Source organism: Paraburkholderia sp. UCT2, assembly GCF_014397665.1.
GTDB classification, from domain to species: domain Bacteria; phylum Pseudomonadota; class Gammaproteobacteria; order Burkholderiales; family Burkholderiaceae; genus Paraburkholderia; species Paraburkholderia tuberum.
In genome coordinates this window covers 41,690-66,493 of the sequence record NZ_VZQO01000046.1, presented here as the reverse complement: position 1 = coordinate 66,493, position 24,804 = coordinate 41,690, and the positions used below count along the sequence as shown (strand labels likewise).

At 62.3% G+C, this 24,804-nt stretch carries 17 protein-coding genes and 2 pseudogenes; 16 read left to right on the top strand and 3 right to left on the bottom strand.

Translation table 11 applies throughout. The features are described from left to right. Positions 1 to 366: 366 nt before the first annotated feature. Positions 367 to 1,800 carry an alpha,alpha-trehalose-phosphate synthase (UDP-forming) gene (gene otsA, locus F6X39_RS28970; protein ID WP_187619092.1) on the bottom strand — a complete coding sequence of 478 codons (1,434 nt, stop codon included), beginning with the start codon at positions 1,798 to 1,800 and terminating at the stop codon, positions 367 to 369. 245 nt (positions 1,801 to 2,045) lie between these two features. Here otsA and F6X39_RS28965 point away from each other — a divergent pair, with 245 nt between their 5' ends. Then, a complete protein-coding gene (locus F6X39_RS28965) occupies positions 2,046 to 2,672 on the top strand; it encodes a hypothetical protein (RefSeq protein WP_187619091.1) in 627 nt (208 codons plus the stop codon). A gap of 118 nt (positions 2,673 to 2,790) precedes the next feature. Here the strand turns inward: F6X39_RS28965 and F6X39_RS28960 are convergent, their stop codons facing one another. Continuing rightward, positions 2,791 to 3,042 carry an SDR family oxidoreductase gene (locus F6X39_RS28960; protein WP_187619095.1) on the bottom strand — a complete coding sequence of 84 codons (252 nt, stop codon included), beginning with the start codon at positions 3,040 to 3,042 and terminating at the stop codon, positions 2,791 to 2,793. A 490-nt stretch (positions 3,043 to 3,532) separates the two neighbouring features. Between F6X39_RS28960 and F6X39_RS28955 the strand changes: the two genes are divergently transcribed. The 8 genes and pseudogenes from F6X39_RS28955 to F6X39_RS28920 form a co-directional block, all read left to right on the top strand. Next, positions 3,533 to 4,279, top strand: coding sequence for a GntR family transcriptional regulator (locus tag F6X39_RS28955; protein WP_187619094.1), 747 nt, complete (start codon positions 3,533 to 3,535; stop codon positions 4,277 to 4,279). Between the two features lie 168 nt (positions 4,280 to 4,447). Then, entirely contained in the window at positions 4,448 to 6,016 is a 1,569-nt protein-coding gene (locus F6X39_RS28950; RefSeq protein WP_316251733.1) for a gamma-glutamyltransferase family protein, read from the top strand. A 112-nt stretch (positions 6,017 to 6,128) separates the two neighbouring features. Then, positions 6,129 to 7,439 carry an oxalate/formate MFS antiporter gene (oxlT, locus tag F6X39_RS28945; RefSeq protein WP_187619089.1) on the top strand — a complete coding sequence of 437 codons (1,311 nt, stop codon included), beginning with the start codon at positions 6,129 to 6,131 and terminating at the stop codon, positions 7,437 to 7,439. 52 nt (positions 7,440 to 7,491) lie between these two features. Next, the gene (locus F6X39_RS28940) at positions 7,492 to 8,268 is read left to right on the top strand and encodes an ABC transporter ATP-binding protein (RefSeq protein ID WP_187619088.1); all 777 of its coding nucleotides are present in this window, start codon (positions 7,492 to 7,494) and stop codon (positions 8,266 to 8,268) included. Further along, positions 8,265 to 9,119 (top strand): ABC transporter permease, encoded by an 855-nt coding sequence (locus F6X39_RS28935; RefSeq protein ID WP_184039818.1) that lies wholly within the window; start codon positions 8,265 to 8,267, stop codon positions 9,117 to 9,119. Before F6X39_RS28940 ends, F6X39_RS28935 begins: the two co-directional genes overlap by 4 nt. A 41-nt stretch (positions 9,120 to 9,160) precedes the next feature. Continuing rightward, a complete protein-coding gene (locus tag F6X39_RS28930) occupies positions 9,161 to 10,141 on the top strand; it encodes an ABC transporter substrate-binding protein (RefSeq protein WP_187619087.1) in 981 nt (326 codons plus the stop codon). Between the two features lie 20 nt (positions 10,142 to 10,161). Next, positions 10,162 to 11,514, top strand: coding sequence for an amidase (locus tag F6X39_RS28925; protein WP_187619086.1), 1,353 nt, complete (start codon positions 10,162 to 10,164; stop codon positions 11,512 to 11,514). 116 nt (positions 11,515 to 11,630) lie between these two features. Then, positions 11,631 to 11,772 (top strand): annotated as a pseudogene (locus tag F6X39_RS28920) (IS6 family transposase); the annotation flags it as partial. Positions 11,773 to 11,999: 227 nt separating this feature from the next. Here the strand turns inward: F6X39_RS28920 and F6X39_RS28915 are convergent. Then, positions 12,000 to 12,242, bottom strand: a pseudogene (locus F6X39_RS28915) (transposase); the annotation flags it as partial. A gap of 208 nt (positions 12,243 to 12,450) precedes the next feature. On the opposite strand from F6X39_RS28915, the gene F6X39_RS28910 reads away from it, so the two are divergent. From F6X39_RS28910 to F6X39_RS28880, 7 genes are all read left to right on the top strand, one after another. Then, complete coding sequence (locus tag F6X39_RS28910) at positions 12,451 to 12,801, top strand: hypothetical protein (protein WP_187619085.1); 351 nt, start codon at positions 12,451 to 12,453, stop codon at positions 12,799 to 12,801. Positions 12,802 to 13,276: 475 nt separating this feature from the next. After that, positions 13,277 to 14,578, top strand: coding sequence for an ATP-binding protein (locus tag F6X39_RS28905; RefSeq protein ID WP_262414845.1), 1,302 nt, complete (start codon positions 13,277 to 13,279; stop codon positions 14,576 to 14,578). Positions 14,579 to 14,844: 266 nt separating this feature from the next. Next, complete coding sequence (locus F6X39_RS28900; RefSeq protein WP_187619084.1) at positions 14,845 to 15,843, top strand: efflux RND transporter periplasmic adaptor subunit; 999 nt, start codon at positions 14,845 to 14,847, stop codon at positions 15,841 to 15,843. 12 nt (positions 15,844 to 15,855) lie between these two features. After that, entirely contained in the window at positions 15,856 to 18,930 is a 3,075-nt protein-coding gene (locus F6X39_RS28895; RefSeq protein ID WP_187619083.1) for an efflux RND transporter permease subunit, read from the top strand. Then, entirely contained in the window at positions 18,927 to 22,079 is a 3,153-nt protein-coding gene (locus F6X39_RS28890) for an efflux RND transporter permease subunit (RefSeq protein ID WP_187619082.1), read from the top strand. The genes F6X39_RS28895 and F6X39_RS28890 overlap by 4 nt, the downstream gene beginning before the upstream one ends. Further along, positions 22,076 to 23,494, top strand: coding sequence for an efflux transporter outer membrane subunit (locus F6X39_RS28885; protein ID WP_187619081.1), 1,419 nt, complete (start codon positions 22,076 to 22,078; stop codon positions 23,492 to 23,494). Before F6X39_RS28890 ends, F6X39_RS28885 begins: the two co-directional genes overlap by 4 nt. 430 nt (positions 23,495 to 23,924) lie before the next feature. Continuing rightward, positions 23,925 to 24,725, top strand: coding sequence for a MipA/OmpV family protein (locus F6X39_RS28880; protein WP_262414846.1), 801 nt, complete (start codon positions 23,925 to 23,927; stop codon positions 24,723 to 24,725). The last annotated feature ends 79 nt before the right edge of the window (positions 24,726 to 24,804 follow it).

Genomic DNA, 24,804 nt, shown 5'->3' with positions numbered 1-24,804 from the left:
CCTGAACAATGAAGTCGAAAGCGTAATCAGATGTGGAAGTTGCTGTCCCTGCCGTTCAAAGAGATGGAAGGCAGCCAGCGCGAGAAGGTGATAGTGAAGCGCATCTACGGGGGGGGGCGGGAAGAAGGCTGTTGCCTGGTAGCTTTGGTCATACGCGGACCGGGTTATGGTTAAGGATGGCCCGGTCTCACACCTATGAGCGTGGGTGAGCGGGCACATGACAGGGCTGGAAAACCGGTGCAACACCAAACCGGCAGGCCCGAGTCTGCATGTGCTCTTCAGCGGGGCTGCAACGCGCTGTCGCGTGGGTACTCGAGCCGATTGCGTCGTCGGCGTAGGGCGGCACGATGCGCCAATCGCCGTCGGTTAGCTCGCGCGATCGGCTGAATGTCCCAGCACCGGTTCACGGTCGTCACTGCGCTCAGCAGCCGAGAGATCCCTCAGAAAACTCGAACTCCACCAGTGCACATCGAACTGGCGGATTCGCCCCATCAATGCTGCGTGACGACTGATCCGTTCTTCGATTGACATCGTCAGCGCACGCTCAATGACGTGCGCTGTCCCGTGCGTATCGTACGGATTCACAAGAAGAGCTTCTTTCAATTGTTCCGCTGCGCCGGCAAATCGGGAGAGAACCAGCACGCCGGGATCGCCTGGGTCCTGCGCGGCGATAAACTCCTTGGCGACCAGGTTCATCCCATCGCGCAGTGGCGTGACAAGCGCGACGCGGCTTGCGCGATATAGTCCCGGTAGCCGCTTACGGGCGACGTTGCGATGAATATAACGAACCGGCATCCAGTCAAGTTCGCCGAAGTCACCGTTTATCGCGCCGCAGAGGCTGTCCATCTCGCGGCGCAGATCGTCATAGGCACCCACGTCTTCCCGGCTCGGGGACGCGATCTGGATGAGTGTTGCACTGTTGCGGTTCTCGGGGTAGTTCGCGAGAAGCTCACGAAACGCGTGCACGCGCTGCGGTAGACCCTTTGAGTAATCCAGCCTGTCGACGCCGAGAAGCAGGCGGCGTCGGGAGTACTCCTGTCGCATACGATCGAACATTTCGACACCCTCCCGGTCCTGCGCGAGAGCGGCGAACTCATCGACGTCGATTCCTATCGGATACGCCCCGACCCGCAACGTGCGATTGAAGGCCCGAAGCTGTTTGCCGGGCAGCGTGTCAGCGCTGGCTTCGGACTCAACGTAGCGCGTAAAATGCGTTACGTCCGCTTCGCTCTGGAAGCCGGCCAGATCGTAGGCGAATAGTGAACGCATGAGCCATTCGTGCTCTGGAATGGCCGCCATGATGAGAGGCGGTGGCATCGGGACATGCAGAAAGAATCCGATCCGGTTGCCGCACCCCATCGCTCTGAGTTCGGCAGCAAGGGGGATCAGGTGATAGTCATGGACCCAGATGATGTCGTCGGGCCTGAGCAACGGTAGCAGCTTTCGCGCGAACAGCTGGTTGACCCGCCGGTACCCTGCTGCGAATCGTACATCAAAATTCGCAAGGTCCAGCCGGTAGTGGAATACCGGCCATAAGACATCGTTCGCGTATCCCAGATAGTAGCTATCGTAATCCTGCTGGTTCAGGTCAAGCGTCGCCAGTTGTATGTTCCCGACTGTTTGCAGTTTGACGCTGGTCTCGCTGTCAGATTCGGGTGCCGCGTCGCGAATCTTGCCGCTCCAGCCAAACCACATCCCACCTGTCTGCTGCAGACTCTCTTTTACCGCTACAGCGAGACCTCCCGCTGCGGCCTTCCGGAGGTCAGCAGTGCGATTCGAAACAACAACAAGACGGCTCACTCAATCCCCCGGTTGGATACCGCAGCGCAAGGCAAGGGCGTGAGCGTGTTATCAGCAGGTCCGATTTGCCCAGCGCTACCGCTTGTCGCGAGGACAAAACCGCCTTTACCAAGCGTCCGTTCTTTACTACAGTGTGTAAGCAATCGTAACACAGTAGTGTTAGCGCCATTCAAAGCCGCGAAGTTCACTACGAATGGGCTGGAAAAAGGCTCAAGGCCAGGGCCGATGAGTGGGTGGGACAGGAATTGAGCAAGAAAAACACTTTCCATTCCTATCGAGGCGCCACGGCGAAGTACATCCTGCAGGCGTTGCTGCAGCCTGTAGCTGGCTGCGGGATGTTGGTGGCGATCGTCATGATTGCGCTATCCGCTTTCGTGCTGTATCAGAGCCGTCGCGATGTCGCAGAATATACTCGAATCAACCTTCGCAATATCGCCCTGATTGCAGAGCGGGACATCGAGAGAAATTTTGCACTGTATCAATTGTCGTTGCAAACACTCATCGAGCGGCTGCGGCAACCTCGCATCATGACTTTGCCGCTGGCGGTACGGCGGCAGGTTCTTTTCGATCGCATGGCAACCGCGGGATCGCTTGGAACCGTCCTGGTCGTCGATCGCTCGGGTCGCGTTTTGCTCGACTCGGATGATGCGACGCCTGAACAGGTAAGTGTGGCGAGTCAAAAATATTTCATCGTTCAACGAGACGATCCGCACGCGGGCTTTTATATCAGTGATCCCTATTCTTCCCCATTGCGTTTGGGCACGCCCAGCATAGCCCTGAGCAAGCGGATATCCGAGTCAGACGGATCGTTCGGTGGAATCGTCGTCCTGGTCATCAGTCTCGACTACTTTCGCGCCTTGCTGTTTCGCTAATCGGGAAGGATGGCGTCACGATCAAGCGTCAACCTCTCGGTAATGGAATCCTTGGGAAGGACATCAGCCAGTCCCATACATTTCGGCGATTCATCTCGGCAGAGCGTCGTTCGCCAAGTCACGTAGCCCGCGCGAGTGATCGCTGGATATTTCGGTCTTCATGGGGAGTTACTCCCTTCGCGTTCAGTTTTGCGCCCGCCGACGAAGCCAGCATGACAGCCACTCCGGCGATCTCATCGACGTCGCCGAAGGGCTTTGACGGGTTGAGCTGTTCGTACCAGGCGACCATCGCGGGATCTTCCCATTGTGAACGCGCCATCTCTGTCTTGAAGGTGCCGGGTGCGATGCCGTTCGCACAAACCCCCTTGATTAGCGGGCAACAGGCGGTCGGGTATGGACTAGCGGAATCGCGTAGTTGCCTCCGGACAGTTGATGGACGAGGCCCTTAAACTCGCTGACAAGCTGCTCGCCCAGCCACACAAAACGCCCTTCGGGAGACCAGGAAGATCATGAATACGGTTCTGCGCCAGAGTGCATCGCACGTGCTCGACACGACGCTAGCAGCGCAGCTTTCCGCCACGCTAAGCGATGAGCATCATCAGCTTGCAGGAGCATTTCTCGCTGACCAGAAGCGCGCCTGGCGCGCCCCGGACTGCGGAGTACGCCATGCGCCCTCAGCTTTTCAGCATCCGTATTACCCAGCTTCTCGACATACGGCACCTGTCCGATTTAAGTTTGTTACTGACGCCTACAATGGCGGCGTCCGCCAGAGCCGCCGGCAGATTAAATTTCTGTTGACGGATGTTTTGAGGCTAGCCGATAGTCACTGCCGAAAAGACCCGTTAATTCCAGGCTCATGCGTGAAAGACACAACCCAATCTCTCTCATCGCGCGCTGACCATGTTTATTTCAGCGTGCGCGACGATATCTTCGACATGCGCCTGCTGCCCGGCGATCGTATGACCGAAGGCAGTATCGCGGATCGCTTCGGCGTTTCCCGCACACCGGCGCGCGAGGCGCTGCAGCGCCTCCAAAGCGACGGGTTGATGCGCGGCTATGTGCGCGGCGGCTGGGAAGTCGTGCCGATCGATTTCAAGCGCTTCGAAGATCTATACGAAATGCGCCAGCTGATCGAGACGTTTTCGGTCAGCCGGTTCTTTGGGGGCGACGGCGCCTTATCCGCGACCGCCTTGCAGATGCTCGACCGGCTCGAGCGCATCTGGAACGTTCCTCACGCACAGCGCGTTCGCGATGGCCGCGAGATGGTGGCACTCGACGAAGCCTTTCACGAGGCGTTGGTCGTTGCCGCCGGCAACGCCGAGTTGAGCGCGGCCATGCAGCGCGTGACCGACCGCATCCGCGTGGTGCGGCGGCTCGATCTCGTCTATGGTGACTGCATCGATGACACTTACGACGAACACATTGCAATTCTCGCGGCCATCCGCAATCTTGCGGCGGACAGTGCCGTCGAGTTGCTGGGACGGCACATAGAAGGGAGCCGGGCGGAGGTGCGCACGCTGACGACCGAGCGCCTGCAACGCGCCCGCACCGCATTGGAGCCTCACAGCGCTCCCTATGCACCACCAAGGTTGCGCGGCACCATCTAGCAACATACGTTGGAGCGGCTCGAGCTTTTAAGCTCCTTCTGCAGTCGGCCTCTGCGGGAATTCTGGCTGATGGCACGGTTTTCGCATAGACATGGGTATGTATACAAGCAAACTCCTATTGCTCCCATGGCATCCAAATTCCTGAATCCGGGCCGCGGAACCCGCGGCATGGCGGTTGCGCCCCACGCGCTCGCCGCGCAGAGCGCTCTCGCGATCCTGCGTGAAGGCGGCAACGCCGTCGAAGCGATGATTTCCGCCGCCGCGACCATCGCGGTCGTCTATCCGCACATGAACAGCATAGGCGGGGACGGCTTCTGGCTGATCTCCCGTCCCGGCGCCGAGCCGGTCGGCATCGAAGCATGTGGCGCGGCGGCGCTTGGCGCCACAATCGACGAATACCGCGCGCGCGGACTGTCGGCGATTCCCGTGCGCGGCCCGCTCGCAGCCAATACCGTGGCCGGCACGGTGTCGGGCTGGCAGCGCGCGCAGCGCTGGTCGGCCGAAACGCTCGGGGGCAGGCTGCCGGTCAAACGCCTGCTGGAAGACGCGATCCATTACGCGAAGCACGGCATGCCGGTCACGCGCAGCCAGGCGCAGTGTGTAGAGAGCCGCCTTGCCGAATTGCGCCCGCTCGCGGGTTTCACCGAAACCTTTCTACCCGGCGGTTCCGCGCCCGTTACCGGCGAGCGCTTCGTCGCACCGCGTCTTGCCGCTACGCTCGAACGTCTGGCCGACGCGGGCTTCGACGACTTCTATCGGGGCGACCTCGCACGCAGCATTGCCGGCGATCTGCAGTCGGCGGGCTCCCTGCTGAGCCTTGCGGATCTCGAACGGCACGAGGCGCGCCTGCGAACGCCGCTCGCGCTCAAGCACTCGCTGGGCACGATCTATAACATGCCCCCGCCGACCCAGGGGCTGGTGTCGCTGCTGATTCTGGGCATCCTCGATCGGGTGCTGACGAAGGACATGGACCCGCTTGGTCCCGAGTTCGTGCATGCGTGCGTCGAAGCGACCAAGCTGGCGTTCGCCGTGCGCGATGCCGAGATTACCGACCCGGATTACATGCGCGTCGATCCGCGTGAGTTGCTGCAGCCGGCCGCGCTTGACGCGATGGCCGCGCAAGTCTCGATCACCCAGGCCGCGCCGTGGGGCGCCGGTCGCGGGCCGGGCGATACGGTGTGGCTTGGCGTGACAGACAGCAACGGCGTCGCGGTGAGCTTCATCCAGAGCATCTATCACGAGTTCGGCAGCGGCATCGTGCTGGCGGGGTCGGGCATCAACTGGCAGAACCGCGGCTGCAGTTTTTCGCTCGACGAGCGCGCACGCAATCCGCTGCTGCCGCTGCGCCGGCCTTTTCATACGCTGAACCCGGCGCTCGCACGTTTTGCCGACGGCCGTACGATGGTCTACGGCAACATGGGCGGCGACGGCCAGCCGCAATCGCAGAGCGCGGTTTTCTCACGCATCGCGAAATTCGGCTGGAATCCGCAAGCCGCGATCGATGCGCCGCGTTGGCTGCTGGGCCGGACCTGGGGCCAGTCGACCGACACGCTCAAGCTCGAAGCGCGCTTCGCGCCCGGCACAGTGGCCCGGCTCGAAGCGCTCGGCCACCAGGTCGAGACGATGCAGGCCTACGACGAGGCAATGGGACACGCTGGCGCAATCGTTCGGTATCCAGATGGATTGATTGAAGCGGGCTACGATCCGCGCAGTGACGGGGCAGCCGCGGGCTGGTAGACGCACACGCGCGCTTTTTTTCAATCAGATTGCAGGTCCGGCCTTTGAGGCCCGGAGGACGCTGCACGTCTGCCGGGCGCCGGCAGGCATTTGCTCAGTAAATGGAGTTTCGATGACCACACCCACACGCTCGCAATCCATATCGTCGGCGGACCTCCGCAGCGCTTCGACCACCGTGACAGACAACCGTTGGCTTCAGCTGGGGCTGGGTCTCGTCTGCATGATGGCGATCTCGAGTCCGCAATATGTATGGACGCTGATGACCAAACCGCTCGCCGCGAAACTCGGCGTAGCGCTACCTGAACTGCAAGTCACGTTTTCGCTGCTGATCATATTGCAGACGTTTTTCTCGGCGTTTCAGGGCAAGCTGATCGACCGCTTCGGACCGCGCATGCCGATCTCGATCGGCACGGCGATGGCGGGCCTGAGCTGGATTCTGGCCTCGCAGGTGCATAGCGCGCCGATGCTCTATCTGACCTACGGTGTGATCGGCGGGCTGGGCACGGGCATTGTGTATGTCGGCGTGGTGGGGCTGATGGTGCGCTGGTTCCCGACCAAGCGCGGCTTCGCGGCGGGCGCGGTGGCTGCCGGCTATGGCATGGGCGCGATCGTCACGACGTTCCCGATCGCCACGTCGCTGCAGACACGCGGCATCGAAGCCACGCTGTGGATGTTCGGCATTGCGTTCGCAGTGGTCGGTCTGCTGGCTTCGCAGGGTTTGCGCGTGCCGCCTTCGCACGACGATGCCGCCGGTTCCGCGGGTTCCGCGGGTTCCATTTCCGCGCCGACGGTCGCGAGTTTTCGGCCGTCGCAGACACTGAAGACGCCGCTCTTCTGGCTGATGTTCGCGATGATGACCATGATGTCCACGTCGGGCCTGATGGTCACCTCGCAGATGGCCACCTTCGCCGCCGACTTCGGCGTGACCAGGGTGCTCGTGTTCGGCATGGCCGCGCTACCGCTGGCGTTGACAATCGACCGCTTCACGAACGGACTCACGCGGCCGCTGTTCGGCTGGGTGTCGGACAAGGTGGGGCGCGAGAACACGATGTTCTTCGCGTTCGCGCTCGAAGGCGTAGCAATGGCGCTGTGGCTGCTCACGCGCGATAACGCCGTGCTATTCGTACTGCTGTCGGGCGTGGTGTTCTTCGGCTGGGGCGAAATCTTCTCATTGTTCCCGGCGACGCTGACGGACACCTTCGGCACGCGTCACGCCACCGAGAACTACGGCTGGCTCTACATCTCGCAAGGGATCGGCTCGATCTTCGGCGGCCCCCTCGCGGCATTGCTGCATCAGCACGCGGGCAGTTGGGAGCCGGTGTTCTCCACCGCGATCACGCTCGATATCGCCACCGCACTGCTGGCCATTGCCGTGCTTAAGCCGATGCGCCGCCGCTTTCTCGCCGCACAGCGGGGCGTTTGACTCCGCTTGCCGTCTGCCGCAATGCACACCGAACCGTCGTCGAGGAACAAACATGCCCGTTCAGCTTGCCTTACGCAACATCCGCAAATCGTTTTCGAACAAACTCGGCTCGGTCGACGTCCTCGGCGGTCTGACCTTCGATATTCACGAACGCGATTTCGTCAGCATCATCGGGCCTTCGGGCTGCGGGAAAACGACCGTGTTCAACGTGATCGCGGGCCTGCTCGAGGCGGATAGCGGCGATATCGTCTATCGCGGGCAAAGCGTCGACGGCTTACGCGGCAAGGTCGGCTACATGATGCAGCGCGACCTGCTGCTGCCGTGGCGTACCGTGCTGCAAAACGTGCTGATCGGACCGGAACTGTCGAATATGCCGGCCGCTCAGGCGCACGACATGGCGATGGAATACCTCAACACGTATGGCCTCTCGGGCTTCGAACATGCCTATCCCCGCATGCTGTCGGGCGGCATGCGTCAGCGCGTCGCGCTCATCCGCACGCTGATCAACGATCCCGACATCATCTTGCTGGACGAGCCGTTCTCGGCGCTCGACTACCAGACGCGCCTGTACCTGGAAGGCGTGTTGATGGAAGCTGTCGAAACGTTCCATAAGACAGTGGTGCTCGTCACACACGACATCGACGAAGCGGTCGCGTTGTCCAAACGCGTGGTCGTGCTCGGCGGCCGGCCTTCGCAGGTGAAGAAGATCTATGACATCGACATCGCCGCGCGCTCGCCGATCGGTGCGCGCAGCGACCCCAACTTCGCGGGTTACTTTCATGCATTGTGCGGTGAGCTCGATATTCAGACGGAGGTAAAGGCAGCATGACGCAGTCCATTTCCATCGATAAATCGGCACCGGCACGGCGTGCACCGAAGGCTCGCGTGCGGTACGCACTTGACAGCGGCTGGGGCCGCTCGCTGCTGCAACTGGCGGCCGTGATTGCGTTCTTCGCCATCTGGGAAGGGGCGGCGCGCCTGGGCTGGGTATCGAATTTCCTCGTCGGCTCGCCGTCGAAAATCCTCGCGGCGCTCGTGCGCGACATGCAATCGCATCAGCTTTTTATCGACACCGGCTATACGCTTTTCGAAGCCATTCTCGGTTTCGTGTTCGGCACGGCGGTCGGATCGGTGTGCGGGCTCGCGCTGTGGTATTCGCCGTTCGTCGCGCGGCTGATCGAGCCGTTCATCGTCGCGATCAACAGTGTGCCGAAGATCGCTTTCGCACCGATCGTGATCTTGTGGTTCGGCACCGGGTTGATCTCGAAGGTCGCGCTGGCCATTTCGCTGACCGCGATCGTCGCGCTGATCGCCGCGTATGAAGCGGCCAAAGACGCCGATCCCGATTTGCAGGCGCTGCTTGTCACGCTCGGCGCGAACAAAAACGATGTCTTCATGAAAGTGGTGGTGCCGTTCACTCTACCCTATGTGATCTCCACCTTTCGCATCAACGTCGGCTTCGGTCTGGTTGGCGCGGTGGTGGGCGAATTCATCTCGTCAGAGAAGGGCCTCGGGCACATGATCTTCACAGCGTCGAGCCTGTATGACCTCAACACCGTGTGGGCGGGCCTGTTCGTACTGATGGCGATCGGCTTCGTTCTGTACTTTTTGATCGACCTGCTCGAGCGCAAGCTGCTGCCGTGGCGGCAGGCGTCGAATACCACCACGCTCAAGGTTTAACCCATTTCCGGCAGTCCAACCACTTCATCTCAGGACAGACGATGGCACTAACCGCAAGAAAGGCGCTGAGCGCGCTGAGCATCGCTTTAACAGTGAGCGTTGCAGCTGTTTCGACGCCGGCGCTTGCCGCAGGCAAGAAAGTGACTATTTCGCAGGCGTTCCAGTCGATGCTGTATTTGCCGCTCTATGTAGCGATCGACGGAGGCTTCTTCGAGAAGCAGGGACTCGACGTTAGCAAGCAGACGGCGGGTAGCCCGAGCGCGGCGCTCTCCGCCGTGCTGTCGGGCAGCGCCGATTTCTCGCTGCACGGGCCGGAGTGGACGGCCGTGGCCGCCGAGAAGGGCGCGGATGTCGACGTGATCGCCAACGTCGTGAACGGTGCGGCGGTGTGGATCGCGGTTGCGCCGGACGTGAAGTTCAGCGGCATCAAGGATGTGAAGGATCAGGTTGTCGTGTCGGGACAGATGCCGACTACGAGCACGTCGCTGTTCTTCAAGCTGTTGAAGGAGAACGGCATGTCCCAGAGTGACGTCAAGCTGGTTCAGGTGCCGCTCGGCTCGGAGATCGGACCGCTGGTCGCCGGTCAGTCGAAGATCGCGGTGATGTATGAGCCGGGTCTCGATCAGGCCGTCGCGAAGGGCATGAAAGTCGTGCTCGGCTTTCCGAAACTCTATGGCGAATACGCGTTCTCGTCGATCTCCGCCAAACGCAGCGTCGATCCTGATGCGGCCGCGAGGTTCGTGAAGGGGCTGCAAAACGCGCTGGTTTTCATGCAGGGCCATCCTGCGGAAACCGCGGCGATCGCTCGCAAGGAATTCCCGACGCTCGATCCCGTGGTGGTCGATGCAGCCGTCAAGCGCATGCTGGACGAAGGCGTGTATCCGAAGAACGTCGGCATCACGCCGAAAGCGCTGACCGTCGCGATGGACACGCAGATCGCGCTCGGCAACCTGAAGCAGCAACCCAGCTACGATAGGTTCATCGTTCAGAGTTACATCCAGCCGGCGCTTGCCGCGAAATGACACCGTTTGCCGACGCTTCCATGACCATGTTCCCTGCTTCTTCCACCGTCGCCCCGATTCCCACTATCGCCCGGATTCGCGCCGAGGTCGCCTCGGGCAATGCAGACGTCGCGCAGTACGTCGTGCGCGCCTACGATGCCGCGTGCGAATCGCAGGCGTCATTGCATGCGTTCTGCTATTTGCCGGAGATCGCGCCGGTCAATGCCGTCGATGCGACGGCGCCGTTGGCGGGCGTGCCTGTCGCGGTGAAGGACGTTCTGGATACCGCCGACATGCCGACCGAATTCAACTCACCCGCCTACAAGGGCCGACGCCCTGAGCACGATGCGTGGGTGGTGGCGCGTCTGCGTGCGGCGGGCGCGTCGATTATCGGCAAGACCGTGACCACCGAATTCGCCTGGCGTCAGCCGGGCGCGACCGTCAACCCGTGGAATGGCGGGTTCACACCGGGTGGTTCGTCGAGTGGCTCCGCGGCGGCGGTGGCGGCGGGCATCGTGCCGCTCGCGCTCGGCACGCAGACCCAGGGCTCGGTGATCCGGCCTGCGGCGTACTGCGGCATCGTCGGGTTCAAGCCGACTTATGGCGCGATCGCGCGCACGGGCGTGTTGCCGCTGGCGTGGTCGCTCGATCACGTCGGCATGTTCGCGACGCGCGTCGCCGATGTAGCTTACACACTGGCGCTCGTCACTGGGGCCGATGCAGCCGATCCGCACGTCTCGCACGTTCCGCACACTGCCGCGACGACGCGCGGCACTGGGACGCGGCGCATCGGCGTGCTGTCGAAACAGGTCGGCGGCGAAGTCGAGCCGGCGCAGCAGGCCGCGCTGGACAGGCTCGCGGCCCAGCTCGCGCGAGACGGTGCCGAGATAGTCTCAGTCGATCTGCCTGTCGAGATCTTCGAAACGCCCGCGCATGCGTTGAAACTGATGTCCGTGGAAGCGGCCATCACGCACGGCGAACTTGTAGACCGCACGCCCGAGCTCGTGAGCCAGGCAATGCGCGGTCTCGTCGACGAGGGACGCAAGCTGCCCGTCACCGCCTACGCCAGGATCAAGGCGGCGCAGATGCCGATGGCGCATCGCTTTCACGACTGGCTGACGCGCACGATGGCGCTCGATGCGCTGCTGGTCGCGCCGGCCACGGGCGAGCCGCCGCGCGGACTCGACTATACGGGCGACGCATCGTTCTGCGCACCGTGGACGTTCCTCGGTGTACCGGCCGTGACCGTTCCGGTGGGATTCGGGCCGGCGGGCTTGCCGCTTGGCGCACAACTGGTGGGCGCCGCTCACGGCGACCGGGATTTGCTGATGTTGGCGGAGTGGGTGGAAGCGCGCACTGGCTGGCAAGCGACGGTGGCTCAGCAGCACGGCTGAGCGCAGAGGCAAGGCCGGGGGCAATCGAAAACCGCATAACGCCGAGGGGCCGGTGAGCTGGCCTTTGCCATCGGCCGGTGTTGATGTTCGTAAATTCCGCTAGCCGTGTTCACGGCAGCTATCCGGCGGCGAAGGCCAATATCCCCGAACTGGCGAACCTCAGGCATGTGTTCGTCAAGGCGCGCGCTCGTGTCAACAACCGCGCAAAGCAGTCATCAGCCGACGCGCGAGCGCCGAATGCGTGGTTTCCGAGCCCCAGAGATATTGATCAGGCATCCGGATCGAAGCAACGCGTTCAGATCGCGTCGACGTCGACCGAGCTTTCGTCGTGCGCGAGCAACTGGCTGTCCGGCAGGCGCAGGGGCACGAGGTTGTCAGCGAGTTCAGGCTGATCCGCATGTTGACCGCCAGCTCCAGTTCGCCATCATGCCTCACACGCGCGCGAATGGACGAACGGGACGAACGGCCCAGCTGAGCCGCTTACGAGTCAATTGCCCGATCTTCGCGTGCAACACCTTCACATCGACCGGGGGCTCGGCCGATGTCTGGCCCGTCTCGAACACTTCGGCAACACGCTCTTGCAGTTGCTTCTTCCAGTCCGTGATCCGGTTCGGATGCACATCAAACTGCTGGGCCAGCTCGGCCAGCGTCTTGTCGCCCTTGAGCGCCGCGAGTGCCACCTTTGCCTTGAACGCCGGTGAGTGTGTCCGTCGGTTGCGTTTCGTCATCTTCTGGTTCCTTGTTGCCGGCCATTGTGACCGACTCACGTCCCGGCTTTTCCACTTACCGACCTCTCCGAATTCTCGGCGCCACTTCTAGTGCCAAAGTGACATCTTTTGACACACCTTTCCAACAGATTTGAGGTCGCGATCTCTGTACATTCTCTTCTCGGCGCGCGATCCGCTTCGTGCGCCCTCTATGTAAAGGAGGATGCTCATGAAAACTCGAACGTTTGCCATGCTGGTGGGTGGGGCTTTGCTCACATCCATGACTGCTTCCGCATTCGCCGGCGTGGTCGTCGGTATCGCCGTGCCGGCTCCCGTCGCTGTCGTTCCGGCGACACCTGTCTATGCGCCGCCGACCGTGGTCGTGCAAAACGGTTACGCAGCCGCCGCCGTGCCGGCGGCAGTCGCACCGGTTGTGACGGTTGCGCCAGCGCCCCCACCTCCCATGGCGGTCGTCGTCATGCCGCGTCGTCCTGTGATGCATGTAGTTACGGTGCCGAGTCGCGTCTGGATGCCTGGTCACTGGGTAGGTGGGGTTTGGGTGGCCGGTCACTGGTTGTGAAATCTCTGCGCCGAACCCGTCTCGTGCGATACATCACCCCGGTCCATCAAAGCAGCAATGCCATGTTGCACATCGCTTCGGCGCCAACGCTGCTCGCCGCGGTCTGCTGGTTGCCGACTTTGTGCTGCTGGGCGTCCTCGGTGCACTTACGGTTGGAGGGTGCATGAGGCTGAATGGACGTGCACCCAAACGATTGTCCCCCGCAGCGAAAATTCACCATCGTTTAACAGCTTGGCATCGAAATGCACAGTGCCGTATGCGGCGCTAATGAACCTGGCGGAGCTCGCGCGACGCTATGGCAATTCGTCCGCCATCCTTTTGGACGCGCTGTACGGCATGACCGCGCAAGTGGATGAGTGCCTTTCCCGGGCAAGGATGCAGGGGACCCACTGCGATCCCGGGACCGGTCAATCGAATGCAAAAGGCATCTGACTGTTTTATGTATACCTGCGTAGCAGGTCATCGAGAGAGCGAGATGAAAGGAAGCGGTATGTCGGTATGGCGGGGTTCCCTTTTCGCGCGCAACGTATTGCTGTTGATTGTACTGATGCTGACAAGTCAGATCCTGGTCTTTGCCGTCTATCTGAACTTTATCCAGAAGCCAAGAGTTGACGATGGCGCAGCGCTCGTGGCATCGCAGATCCGGATCCTGGACCGGCTGTTGTCAGTCCTACCGGACGACGAGCGAAACCGGCAACTGCTCGAAATGAACGGAGCGCCCCAAGGTGAACTGCCGCCGCCACAGGCTCGCGACGGGTTGCCTCCCGACTACATGGCGCACCGCTTTTTCGGTCGACTGGCATCGGAACTTGCCCCGGACGAACAGCTTCGCTGGGAGCGCGACGGGCACCGGATCTGGGTGCGTCTACATGTGCAGGACGTGCGGTACTGGGTGGCGCTGCGTGGAACGTCGGCCATGAGCAGTACGCTGCCTTGGGCGCTGATCGGCCTGTTGTTAAGTGCGGCTACCCTTCCTGCTCTTGGGGCCTATCTGATCCACCGGCCGGTCGAACAGGCGCTGCGCCGGCTGGCGCGCGCTGCCGGCACCATCGAGCGTGGCGTTTGGCCCGAAGCGGTTCCCGTGAGCGGGCCGCGCGAGCTGGCAACAGTAGCGGAGGCGTTCAACCGGATGGCGTCGACGCTCGAAGATCTCGAAGCGACGCGCGCCGAAATGCTTGCGGGCATATCGCATGATATCCGCACGCCGCTGACCAAGCTGCGCATGGCCATCTTCGCGCCGGAGTCGTTCGAGGCCCCGGCCGCCAGCGCGGAACGTTTTGTCGAGGAGATCGACACGATCGTCCAGCAGTTTATCGATTTCGCCCGTGGGTGGGATAGCGAACCGGCGACGCACGGCGATCTGAACGCGCTGATCGAACAGCTCGCCGCCGACTATGCAGGTCTCGGTCGCACGTTCGAACTGTCGCTCGCGGAATTGCCACCTGTTGCGTTCCGACCGGTCGGCATGCAGCGCCTGTTGATGAACCTGATGCAGAACGCGGTCGTGTACGGTCAGGTCGGGCTCGCAGTCCGGACTGCCGTGGACGCGCGAAGTGTCACGATTGCGGTTGAGGATCGGGGGCCGGGCCTGCCTCAAGAGCTTCTGTCGTTGATCAAGCAACCATTCCGGCGCGGCTCAGAGGCGGATCGAAAGGGCGGGAGCGGCCTCGGCCTCGCGATAGCGGAGCACGTCGCACAGCAGCATGGCGGCACGCTCGATCTCTTCCAGAATGCGCCGTCCGGACTCAAGGCCGTGGTGCAAATTCCCATTCCTTAACGGGCACTTGTCGGCGCGATGACTGCGCCGTCGTCGCGGTGTGTCGCACGGCCTTCGACTTAATGTGACGCTCGAGCCCCGCCCAAAGGGTCTGGCAGGGCAGCGTGAGCATTTGATGAGATGGCCATTTTTCAGGTTGTATGATGAAAAACCTTACAAGATACTTTGCGCTACTTAGTATATTCGTGGCCGGCGTCGTGGCCGTTGGGTGGTTCCACCAGGCTCACGGTCACCGTCAGACGGCTGTCGCACCAGATCCGATACCCGTGAGCGCGGTTGCGGCTTCGGTTACCGATGTTCCTGTCTACATCGATTCGCTCGGCACCGTGACACCGACACGCACCGTCACGGTCATCACGCAGGTCAACGGGATACTGCGTTCCGTCGATTTCAACGAGGGGCAGACGGTCAGGAAAGGACAGGTGATTGCACGCATCGATTCGCGGGCGCTCGAAGCGCAGTTGCTGCAGGCACAGGGTACGCTGCGCCATGACCAGGCTGTACTCGCAAACGCGAAACTGGACCTGCAACGTTATCAGCAGCTGATCAAAGCGGGCTCGATTACGCAGCAGACGCTCGATACGCAAGTTGCTGCCGTCCAGGAGGACGAAGGCACCGTGCTGGCGGACACGGGCAACGTGAACAATCTGCAGGTTCAGGTCGGCTATTGCACCATCACGTCTCCCGTGGACGGCGTGGTGGGTCTGCGCCAGGTCGACCCCGGCAACTACGTGAGCAGCACCAGCACGACCGGTATCGCGGTCGTCACGCAACTGCAGCCGGCGACCGTGATTTACTCGGTGCCGGAAGACTACCTGGGGCAGATCCGGCGGGCGATGTCGCAGGGGGAGGTTCAGGTGCTGGCCTATGACCGTGACGGCAAATCGTTGCTCGCAAAGGGCTCGCTGCTTGCGGTCGACAACCTCGTCAATACGAGTGCCGGCACGATCAACGTCAAGGCCGTCTTCCCCGATTCCGGCAACGCGCTGTTCCCGAACGAATTCGTGAATGTGCGTATGCAGGTCGACACGCTGCACCGGATTCCGGTCGTGCCGACTACGGCAATCCAGCATGGCGCGAACGGCGATTTCGTTTTCGTGATCGGCGGCGCGGGCGCAGTGGCATTGCGCAACGTGAAGACCGGACCGGTAAAAGGCGACGACACGGCGATTCTCGATGGTGGTGTGAAGGCAGGAGAGAGGGTCGCGACCGACGGTGCAGACAGGCTTGATACCGGCTCGATCGTGAAAGTCGTGGCGCACTGAGCGGAGCTGACGATGAACGCTTCACGAATCTTTATCGAGCGGCCCATTGCGACCGCGCTGTTGATGATCGCGTTGTTTCTGGCCGGGGTGCTGGGATACATCCTGCTGCCTGTTTCGGCGCTACCGGAAATCGACTATCCGACGATCCAGGTCTACACGCAGTATCCCGGCGCAAGCCCGGATGTGGTCAGTTCGTCGATTACCTCGCCGCTCGAAAGACAGCTCGGCCAGATGTCGGGGTTGAAGGCGATGAACTCGACGAGCTCGAATGGCACGTCGGTGATCACGTTGCAGTTCGATCTGTCGTTTTCGCTCGACGTCGCCGAGCAGGAAGTGCAGGCCGCGATCAATGCGTCCTCGAGCTTTCTGCCGGCTAATCTGCCGTATCCGCCTGTCTACAGCAAGGTCAACCCTGCCGACCCCCCGGTGCTCACGCTGTCGCTGACATCCGACGTGCTGCCGCTGACGAAGATCGAGGACCTGGCCGATACCCGGCTTGCGCAGAAGATCTCGCAGATTTCAGGCGTGGGCCTCGTCACGATCAGCGGCGGTCAGCGGCCGGCCGTGCGGGTGCAGACCGATACCGGCGCGCTCAACGCACTCGGCATGTCGATCGACGACGTGCGCACCGCGCTCGGCAATGCCAACGTTGACCAGGCGAAGGGCAGTCTCGACGGGAAATACCAGTCGTATTCGATCGGCGCGAACGACCAGCTGCAATCGGCGGCGGACTATCGCGACCTGATCATCGCGTACCGGCAAGGCGCACCGGTTCGGCTGGCGCAGATCGCCAGGTCGATCGACAGCGCCGAGAATTTGCAACAGGCGGCGTGGACCAACAGCACGCCGTCTATCGTGCTGAACATCCAGCGGCAGCCGGGCGCCAACGTGATCGATGTGGTCGATAGCGTGCAGAAGCTGTTGCCGCAACTGCGGGCGAGCTTGCCCGCATCGGTGAAGGTCGCCGTGCTGACGGATCGCACGAAGACGATCCGCGCGTCGGTTGCCGACGTCGAAACGGAGTTGGCAATCGCCGTGGCGCTCGTCGTGATGGTGATCTTCGTATTCCTGCGCAATGTGCCCGCTACCGTGATTCCCGCAGTCACCGTGCCGCTGTCGCTCGTTGGCACGCTCGCGGTCGCGTATGGGCTCGGCTTTTCGCTGAATAACCTCACGTTGATGTCGCTGACTGTCGCGACAGGCTTTGTCGTCGACGACGCGATCGTAATGATCGAGAACATTACGCGCTACATCGAGGCCGGGGAAACGCCCCTGAGGGCCGCGATCAAGGGTGCGAAGGAGATCGGCTTTACGATCGTCTCGTTGTCCGTGTCGCTGATTGCGGTCATGATCCCGTTGCTGTTCATGGGCGACGTGGTCGGGCGCCTGTTCCGCGAGTTCGCGCTGACGCTGTCGGTCGCGATCGTCCTTTCGGCGTTTGTATCGCTGACGCTTACGCCGATGATGTGCTCGCGCATGTTAAAAGCGCAGCGACACTCGCATCGGGTCGATTTCTTCGACCGGCTCAACAGCAGGTACATACGCGGTCTCGACTGGGTGTTGTCGCATCGGCGCCTGACGATCGCATCGGTGGTGTTGACGGCCACGCTGACGTTCGTCGTGCTGATGCTGATGCCGAAGGGCTTCTTTCCCGAGCAGGACACAGGTCTGATCGCAGGTGTCGTGCAGGCCGAACCGACCATTTCGTTCCAGCGCATGATCGGCCAACAGCAGCAGGTCGTCGACCGGATCGCACGCGATCCGGCAGTCGCAAGTCTCTCGTCGTTCGTCGGCATCGACCAGACGAGACCGACGATCAATCAGGGCACGCTGTTGATCAATCTGAAGGACAAGGGCGAGCGAGCGCGCATCGACAAGGTGATCCGCCGCCTGACCGATGACACCGCAGACCTCGCGGGCGTGCGCCTGTTTCTGCATCCGGTGCAGGATCTGACGCTCGACGACACCGTGTCGACGACGAGCTACCGGCTGGGCGTACAGTCGACCGATCCGGCGTTGCTGACTCGCTGGACGGGCGCGCTGGTTGGCGCGTTGCGCGGCGATCCGGCGTTCGCCGACGTGCAGAGCGAGGCGATGCAGTCAGGCAATCAGGTGCAACTGACGTTCGACCGCGATACCGCGTCGCGCCTCGGCATCACGCCGCAGGCGATCGACGACGTGCTGTACGACGCGTTTGGTCAGCGCCAGGTGTCGACGATCTACACGCAGTTGAACCAGTATCACGTGGTGCTGGTCGCGAGAAACAACGCCGACGACCTTGCGCATCTGCTTTCAGGACTCTATGTCGATACGTCGTCGGGCAGCCTCGCGCCGCTCGCGTCGATGGCGACGATGAAGGTAATGCCCGCGCCGCTGAGGATCGATCGCAACGGCCAGTTCCCGTATGCGGACGTGTCGTTCAACCTCGCTCCCGGATACAGCCTCGGCACGGCGATCGCCCGTCTTGAGCGGGTCAAGGAGCAGATAGGGTTGCCGCAGTCCGTCCAGGTGTCGCTGGAAGGATCGGCCGCGACCTTTCAGTCGTCGCTGGCGAGCGAAGGGTATCTGGTCGCCGCTGCCGTGATCGTGGTCTATCTGATGCTCGGCATCCTGTATGAGAGTTTCATTCATCCGGTCACGATCCTGTCCACGCTCCCCTCGGCGGCGCTTGGCGCGCTGCTGGCGCTGCTGATGACCGGAACCCAGTTCGACATCATGGGGCTGATCGGAATCGTGCTGCTGATCGGCATCGTGATGAAGAACGCGATCATGATGATCGACTTCGCGCTGGACGGGCAGCGCAACCACGGCCTGTCCGCACACGATGCGATCCGGCGTGCGGCTGAACAGCGCTTCCGTCCGATCCTGATGACGACGATGGCGTCGCTGTTCGGCGCACTGCCGCTCGCGTTCGGCTCCGGCATGGGCTCCGAGTTGAGGCATCCACTTGGCATCGCGATTATCGGCGGCCTGTGCGTCAGCCAGTTGCTGACCTTGTTCTCGACGCCGGTGATCTATCTGGCGATGCATCGTCTGGAAAGACGCTTTGCCGCGGACGAGCCGATCGCAGCGGAGTATGTGCAATGAACCTGTCTGGCCCATTCGTCAGGCGGCCCATCGCGACGACGTTGCTGGCGGTCGCCCTTGCGCTGTTCGGTATCCTGGCATTCAGGCTGCTGCCGGTCGCGCCACTGCCCGAAATCGACTTTCCTACGATCCTGGTGCAGGGGCAACTGCCCGGCGCCGATCCGACGACGGTGGCCACCTCGGTCACCACGCCGCTCGAGCGGCAGTTCGGCCATATTGCGGGCCTCACCCAGATGACGTCGGTCAGCTCGCGCGGGCAGACGCAGATCACGTTGCAGTTCGCCCTGAGCCGGAATATCGACGGCGCGGCGCGCGATGTGCAGGCTGCAATCAACGCCGCGCAAACCAACCTGTCGCCCAATATGGACGGCAACCCGACGTATCGCAAGGTCAATCCCGCGGATTCGCCCATCCTGGTGATCAGTCTGACCTCCGACACGGCCACGCCGGCCCAGCTTTACGATACTGCTTCGACGGTGCTGCAACAGAAGCTGATGCAGACAACCGGTGTCGGCAACGTGGTGGTGGGCGGCGCCGCGCTACCGGCTGTGCGGGTTGAACTGAATCCGGACCGGGTAAGCCACTACGGGATCAGTCTCGAACAGATCCGCAGCACGATCGGGAATGCGAATGTCGATTTGCCCAAGGGATCGATGTCGGCGAGCGGGCAGAACTATTCGATCGGCGCGAACGACATGCTGTATTCGCCCGCCGACTACGGACGGCTGATCGTCAGGCAGAACAACGGCAACATCGTGCGTGTGTCGGACCTCGGCTATGTACGTCAGGATGTCGAGAAGCTTGAGAACTACGGCCTGTCGAACGGCAAGCCGGCCGTGTTGCTGGTCCTCTACAAGCAACCGGGCGCCAACGTGATCGACGCCGTCGACAACGTGAAGGCCGAACTGCCGGCGCTCGAAGCGGCGATCCCGTCGACCATCAAGCTGGCGATTTCGGTGGACCGCACGAAGACGATCCGCGGCTCGCTGCTCGACGTCGAGATCACCCTGCTCGTATCGATCGTGCTCGTGACGGCCGTCACGTTCGCGTTCTTCCGCAGCTGGCGCGCGACGCTCATTCCAGCGATCGTCGTACCGCTGTCGCTGCTCGGTACGTTCGGGGTCATGTATTTCCTTGGCTACAGCCTGAACAACCTCTCGCTGATGGCCTTGACCATTTCGACCGGTTTCGTGGTCGACGATGCAATCGTCGTCGTCGAAAACATCATGCGGCATCTGGCGCGCGGCAAGAAGCCCATCGAGGCGGCACTCGCAGGGGCGCAGGAAGTGGGCTTCACGGTGTTTTCGATCAGCGTTTCGCTGATCGCGGTATTCGTCCCGCTGCTGTTCATGGGTGGCCTGATGGGCCGGCTGCTGCGTGAATTCTCGGTGTCGCTTTCCGTTGCGATCGTGATGTCGATGCTGATTTCGCTCACCGTCACGCCGATGCTGGCGAGCATTTTCCTGCGCGGAGGACCGCAAGCCGGGAACGGCGACGACCATCACGAGAGCGGATTTTCTCGCCTGTACGGCACGTCGTTGCGATGGGTCATCCGGCATCCGCTATTGATGGGTGGCGTGACGGTGCTGGTGTTCGTGCTGAACCTCTGGCTGTTCACCGTGGTTCCGAAAGGCTTCTTCCCGGAGGAAGACACGGGGCTGCTGCTTGGCACGCTGCAGGCATCGCAAAGCATTTCCTGGCACGAGATGCAGCATCAGTTCAAGGTGATCAACAAGGCGGTGCAGGAGAATCCGAACGTCGCGTTCGTGGGTGGCTTCGTGGGGGGAGCGAACGCGCTCAACAACGCGCTGCTGTTCGTCACGCTCAAGCCCCTGGGTGAGCGTCGCGCGTCGGCCGATCAGGTGATCGCTCAGGTGCGCCGACGGCTTGCCGATACGCCGGGGGCACAGCTCTATCTGCAGTCGTTGCAGGACCTCGCGGCCGGTGGCCGACAGAGCGCCGCGCAGTACCAGTACACCCTTACCGCGGACGATCAGGCGACACTCGATCAATGGGTGCCGAAGTTAGTCGCGCAGATGCACAAGATGCCAGCGCTGGCCGACATCAACACCGACCAGCAGGACAAGAGCATGCAGGTCGGTGTCGACGTCGACCGCGACTCCGCCGCGCGAATGGGCGTGAGCTTCAAGGATATCGACGAGGCGCTTTATGACGCGTTCGGCGAACGGCAGGTCTCGGCCATCTACGGGAGCGCGAATCAATATCACGTCGTGATGGAGGTGGCGCCCGAGTACTGGACAAGTCCTTCGGTACTGAAGGACATCCATGTTCCGGCGAGCCCGACGCTCGCCACGAGCGGCGCGTCAACGACCGCCGCCGGGGGGGCAACCGGCGCAAGCGCCGCTACGCCGTCGGCCGCGGCCCAGGCGAACGGTTCAGCGCTGGTGCCGCTCGCCGCGATGGCCCGGTTCTCGACCGACCCCAGCGCCATTTCGATCAATCACCAGGCTACGTTCCCCGCCATTACCGTATCGTTCAACCTGCGCCCCGGTGCATCGATCGGACCCGTGACGCAGCAGATCAGCCAGGCCGTCGCTGCGCTCAGAATGCCGGCGAGTATCTCCGGCGCGTTCGCGGGCACGGCAGCAGCGTTTCGTGAGTCGATGGCGAGCGAGCCGCTGCTGATCCTCGCCGCGCTGTTGTCGGTGTACGTCGTGCTCGGCATGCTGTACGAGAATCTGGTTCATCCTTTGACGATTCTCTCGACGCTGCCTTCCGCGGGCGTCGGCGCTTTGATCGCGCTGCTGCTCACTCACACGGAGCTGTCGATCATCGCGTTGATCGGCGTGCTGATGCTGATCGGCATCGTGAAGAAGAACGCGATCATGATGATCGACTTCGCGATTGCCGAAGGGCGTCAGCATGCGCTGCCGCCGGAGGAGGCGATCGTGCGCGCGGGCCTGATCCGCTTCCGTCCGATCATGATGACGACGGTCGCCGCCATTTTCGGCGCGCTACCGCTCGTGCTGGGGTCAGGCTACGGATCCGAATTCCGCAAGCCACTCGGCATCTCGATCATCGGCGGTCTGGTGTTCAGCCAGGTCATCACGCTCTATACCACCCCCGTCATCTATCTCTGGCTCGATCGGGCGTCGCAGTGGTTGCGGCGCCGAAGGAAACACGCATGAAATCGCCCCTCGGATTCCTGTCGGCCGTGTCGGTCGGCATGCGCTGCTGCGCCTGTGCGCTCGGCGCCACGCTTTGGCTTTCGGGCTGCGCGGTCGGCCCGGACTATCACCAGCCGGCCGTAGCGATTCCAACGCAGTTCAAGGAAGCGGGCACACAGTGGCGACTTGCGGCGCCCAACCCGCAGGCATCGCTCTCAACCCGGTGGTGGGACGCGTACGACGATCCCGAGCTGTCCCGGCTCGTCGACGCAGCGCTGCAGTCGAATCAGTCGATTGCAGGCGCGGCGGCCGCCTATCGGCTCGCGCAGGCCACCGTCGCTGCAGACCGGGCGAGCCTGTTTCCGACGCTCGGTGTCGACGCGTCGGCCTCGCACAGCTCGGCCACGACGTCGCAATACGCGAAGGCCTACGCGAGTTGGGAAGTCGATCTGTGGGGCGCCGTGCGCCGGCAGATCGAGTCCGGCAAGGCGAACGCGCAGAGCGCGGATGCGACGCTTGCCGGCGAGCGCTTGTCGATTGCCGCGACGCTGGCGACCGACTATTTCGACATCCGCCAGCTCGATATCGACATCGACCTGTTGCGGCAGCAGGAGGCGGTCAACGGGCGGATTCTCGCGATCACGCGCACAGCGCTGGCACAGGGGACCGCGTCGCAAGTCGATCTGCTGTATGCGCAGGACACGCAGGAGGCGGTTGTCGCGAACCTGCAAATTTCACAGACCTCGCGCGAGCAGGACGAACACGCAATCGCGGCGCTCACCGGTGTGCCGCCGGCTTCGTTGTCGATTGCACCGCGGCTCGACTATGTGTTTCGCCAGCCCGAGGTGCCATCCGTGCTGCCGTCTGCGTTGCTGGAAAGACGGCCTGACGTGGTCAGCGCGGAACGCACCGCTGCTGCTGCGAACGCGCTCATCGGGGTAGAGAAGGCGGCATTCTTTCCGGACCTCGATCTATCGGCACAGGGTCTCGTGCAACACAACACCTTCGCGACGCTGTTCTCATTGCCGACCCGGATGTGGTCGCTCGGTCCCTCACTTGCCGCCACGCTGTTTGACGGTGGTGCCCGCGTGGCCGCCGTGCACAAGGCGCAGGCGACCTATGACGAAGACGTCGCATCTTACCGCGAAGCCGTGCTCACGGCGTTCCAGAACGTGGAAGACAGCCTGTCGTCGCTGAACCATCTGCGCCAGCAGGAGCACGCGTTTGCCGACATTTACCAGCGCAACCGGCAATTGCTTGAGAGCGTCGCCGCGCAACTGACGGCCGGAACCGCGAGCGAGCAGTCCGATTTGACTCAGCAAGTGACGCTACTGACGGCCAGACAGAACCTGAACGACACGCAGGGGGCACTGGCGAAAAGCGGCGTTGGGCTGGTGAAGAACCTCGGCGGCGGCTGGATGTCGTCGAGGAGTTAGGCTCGATCCCATGATGGCGGGCGCGCCGTTGTGACGTCGTCTGCCGATCTGCGCGGTCCAGAGTCCGGTAGCGCCCACGACCGTTTTTCAAAGTCCGCGTCTCGAACTGCGTGCAAGGCCCTGTTACGTCCACTCGTGCGGTATCGCTTCCCCGCGACGTGGCTTGACATGACATGCAACACATTTCCAACAACATGTAGCGCACAGGTTCTCTACATTGGCGGCTGTGTCATGCGGGGTTCGCCAGTGGGGCGAATCCATCACATGGAGAGTGTGCAGTGAAATTTAAAATCGTTCTCGTGTCTGCTGCCAGTGCGGCAATTTCTATGGCTGTCGGCAAGGCGCCTGCGGGGCCTGCGGGGTCCCTGGCGATTGATATCAGCGTGGGCGTTGCGGTTCGCCGGACAACCATCGATAGATGGGCTTGAACATGCATGACTATCGCTTTGTCGCCGCGGTTCTCAAGCGAGGCCGCGCACGACGGTGGCTGGGCGCGCTCGTCGTCATCGCCACTGAGTGCCTGCATTACTCACCGGCGTTGGCGCAGTCGTCGCCGGGCAATAGCGTGGGCATCAACGTGACCGCATTGCCCCACTATGAAGGCAGCAAGTCCTATCGTGTGCTGCCGTTGCCCCTGCTGTCGCTGTTGAACGGGGCAATCTTCGTGCAGGGGCTCACCGGCGGCGTCGCCTACCCGTTGGGGCCGAGTGTTGCGGTGGGCCCGCTGATCGGCGTTCAACTGGGCCGCAACCAGGACGATGCCGCGGTGCTCAACGGCACCGGAGATATCGCAACGTCCTTCGACTTCGGTGCGTTCGCTCGCTGGCACTATGGTCCAGCGAGCGCGGGTCTGCGCTTCCTTCAGTCCGCGCATGCCGGCTATGGCAATCGTGTCACGCTGAGCGCGTCCTATGCGCTGGTCCAGAAGCCCGTAGACCGGGTGTCGGTGTCCGCCGACGCCGTGTGGTCCAACGGACCTTCGCAGCAGACGCGGTTCGGTATCGACAGCGAGCAGGCTGCGTCCAGCACGGCCGGCCTCTCGCCGTATCACCCCTCAGCTGGCTTTTCGCGAGTCGACCTCAAGGTCGACTGGGATCATCGGCTGAACCAGCAGTGGTCACTGCAAAGCGCCTTAGGCGTCGGTTCCTTGCTCGGCGATGCCGCGAACAGTCCGATCGTTGAACGACGCGCGGCTGTATTTGGATCGGTGGGCGCTGCTTACCACTTCTGAGCGCTCACTTCGCGCTGCATCATCGTGAGAGAACTATCAATGAACCAGAATCTGACATCGACTCGTATCGCGCCACTGC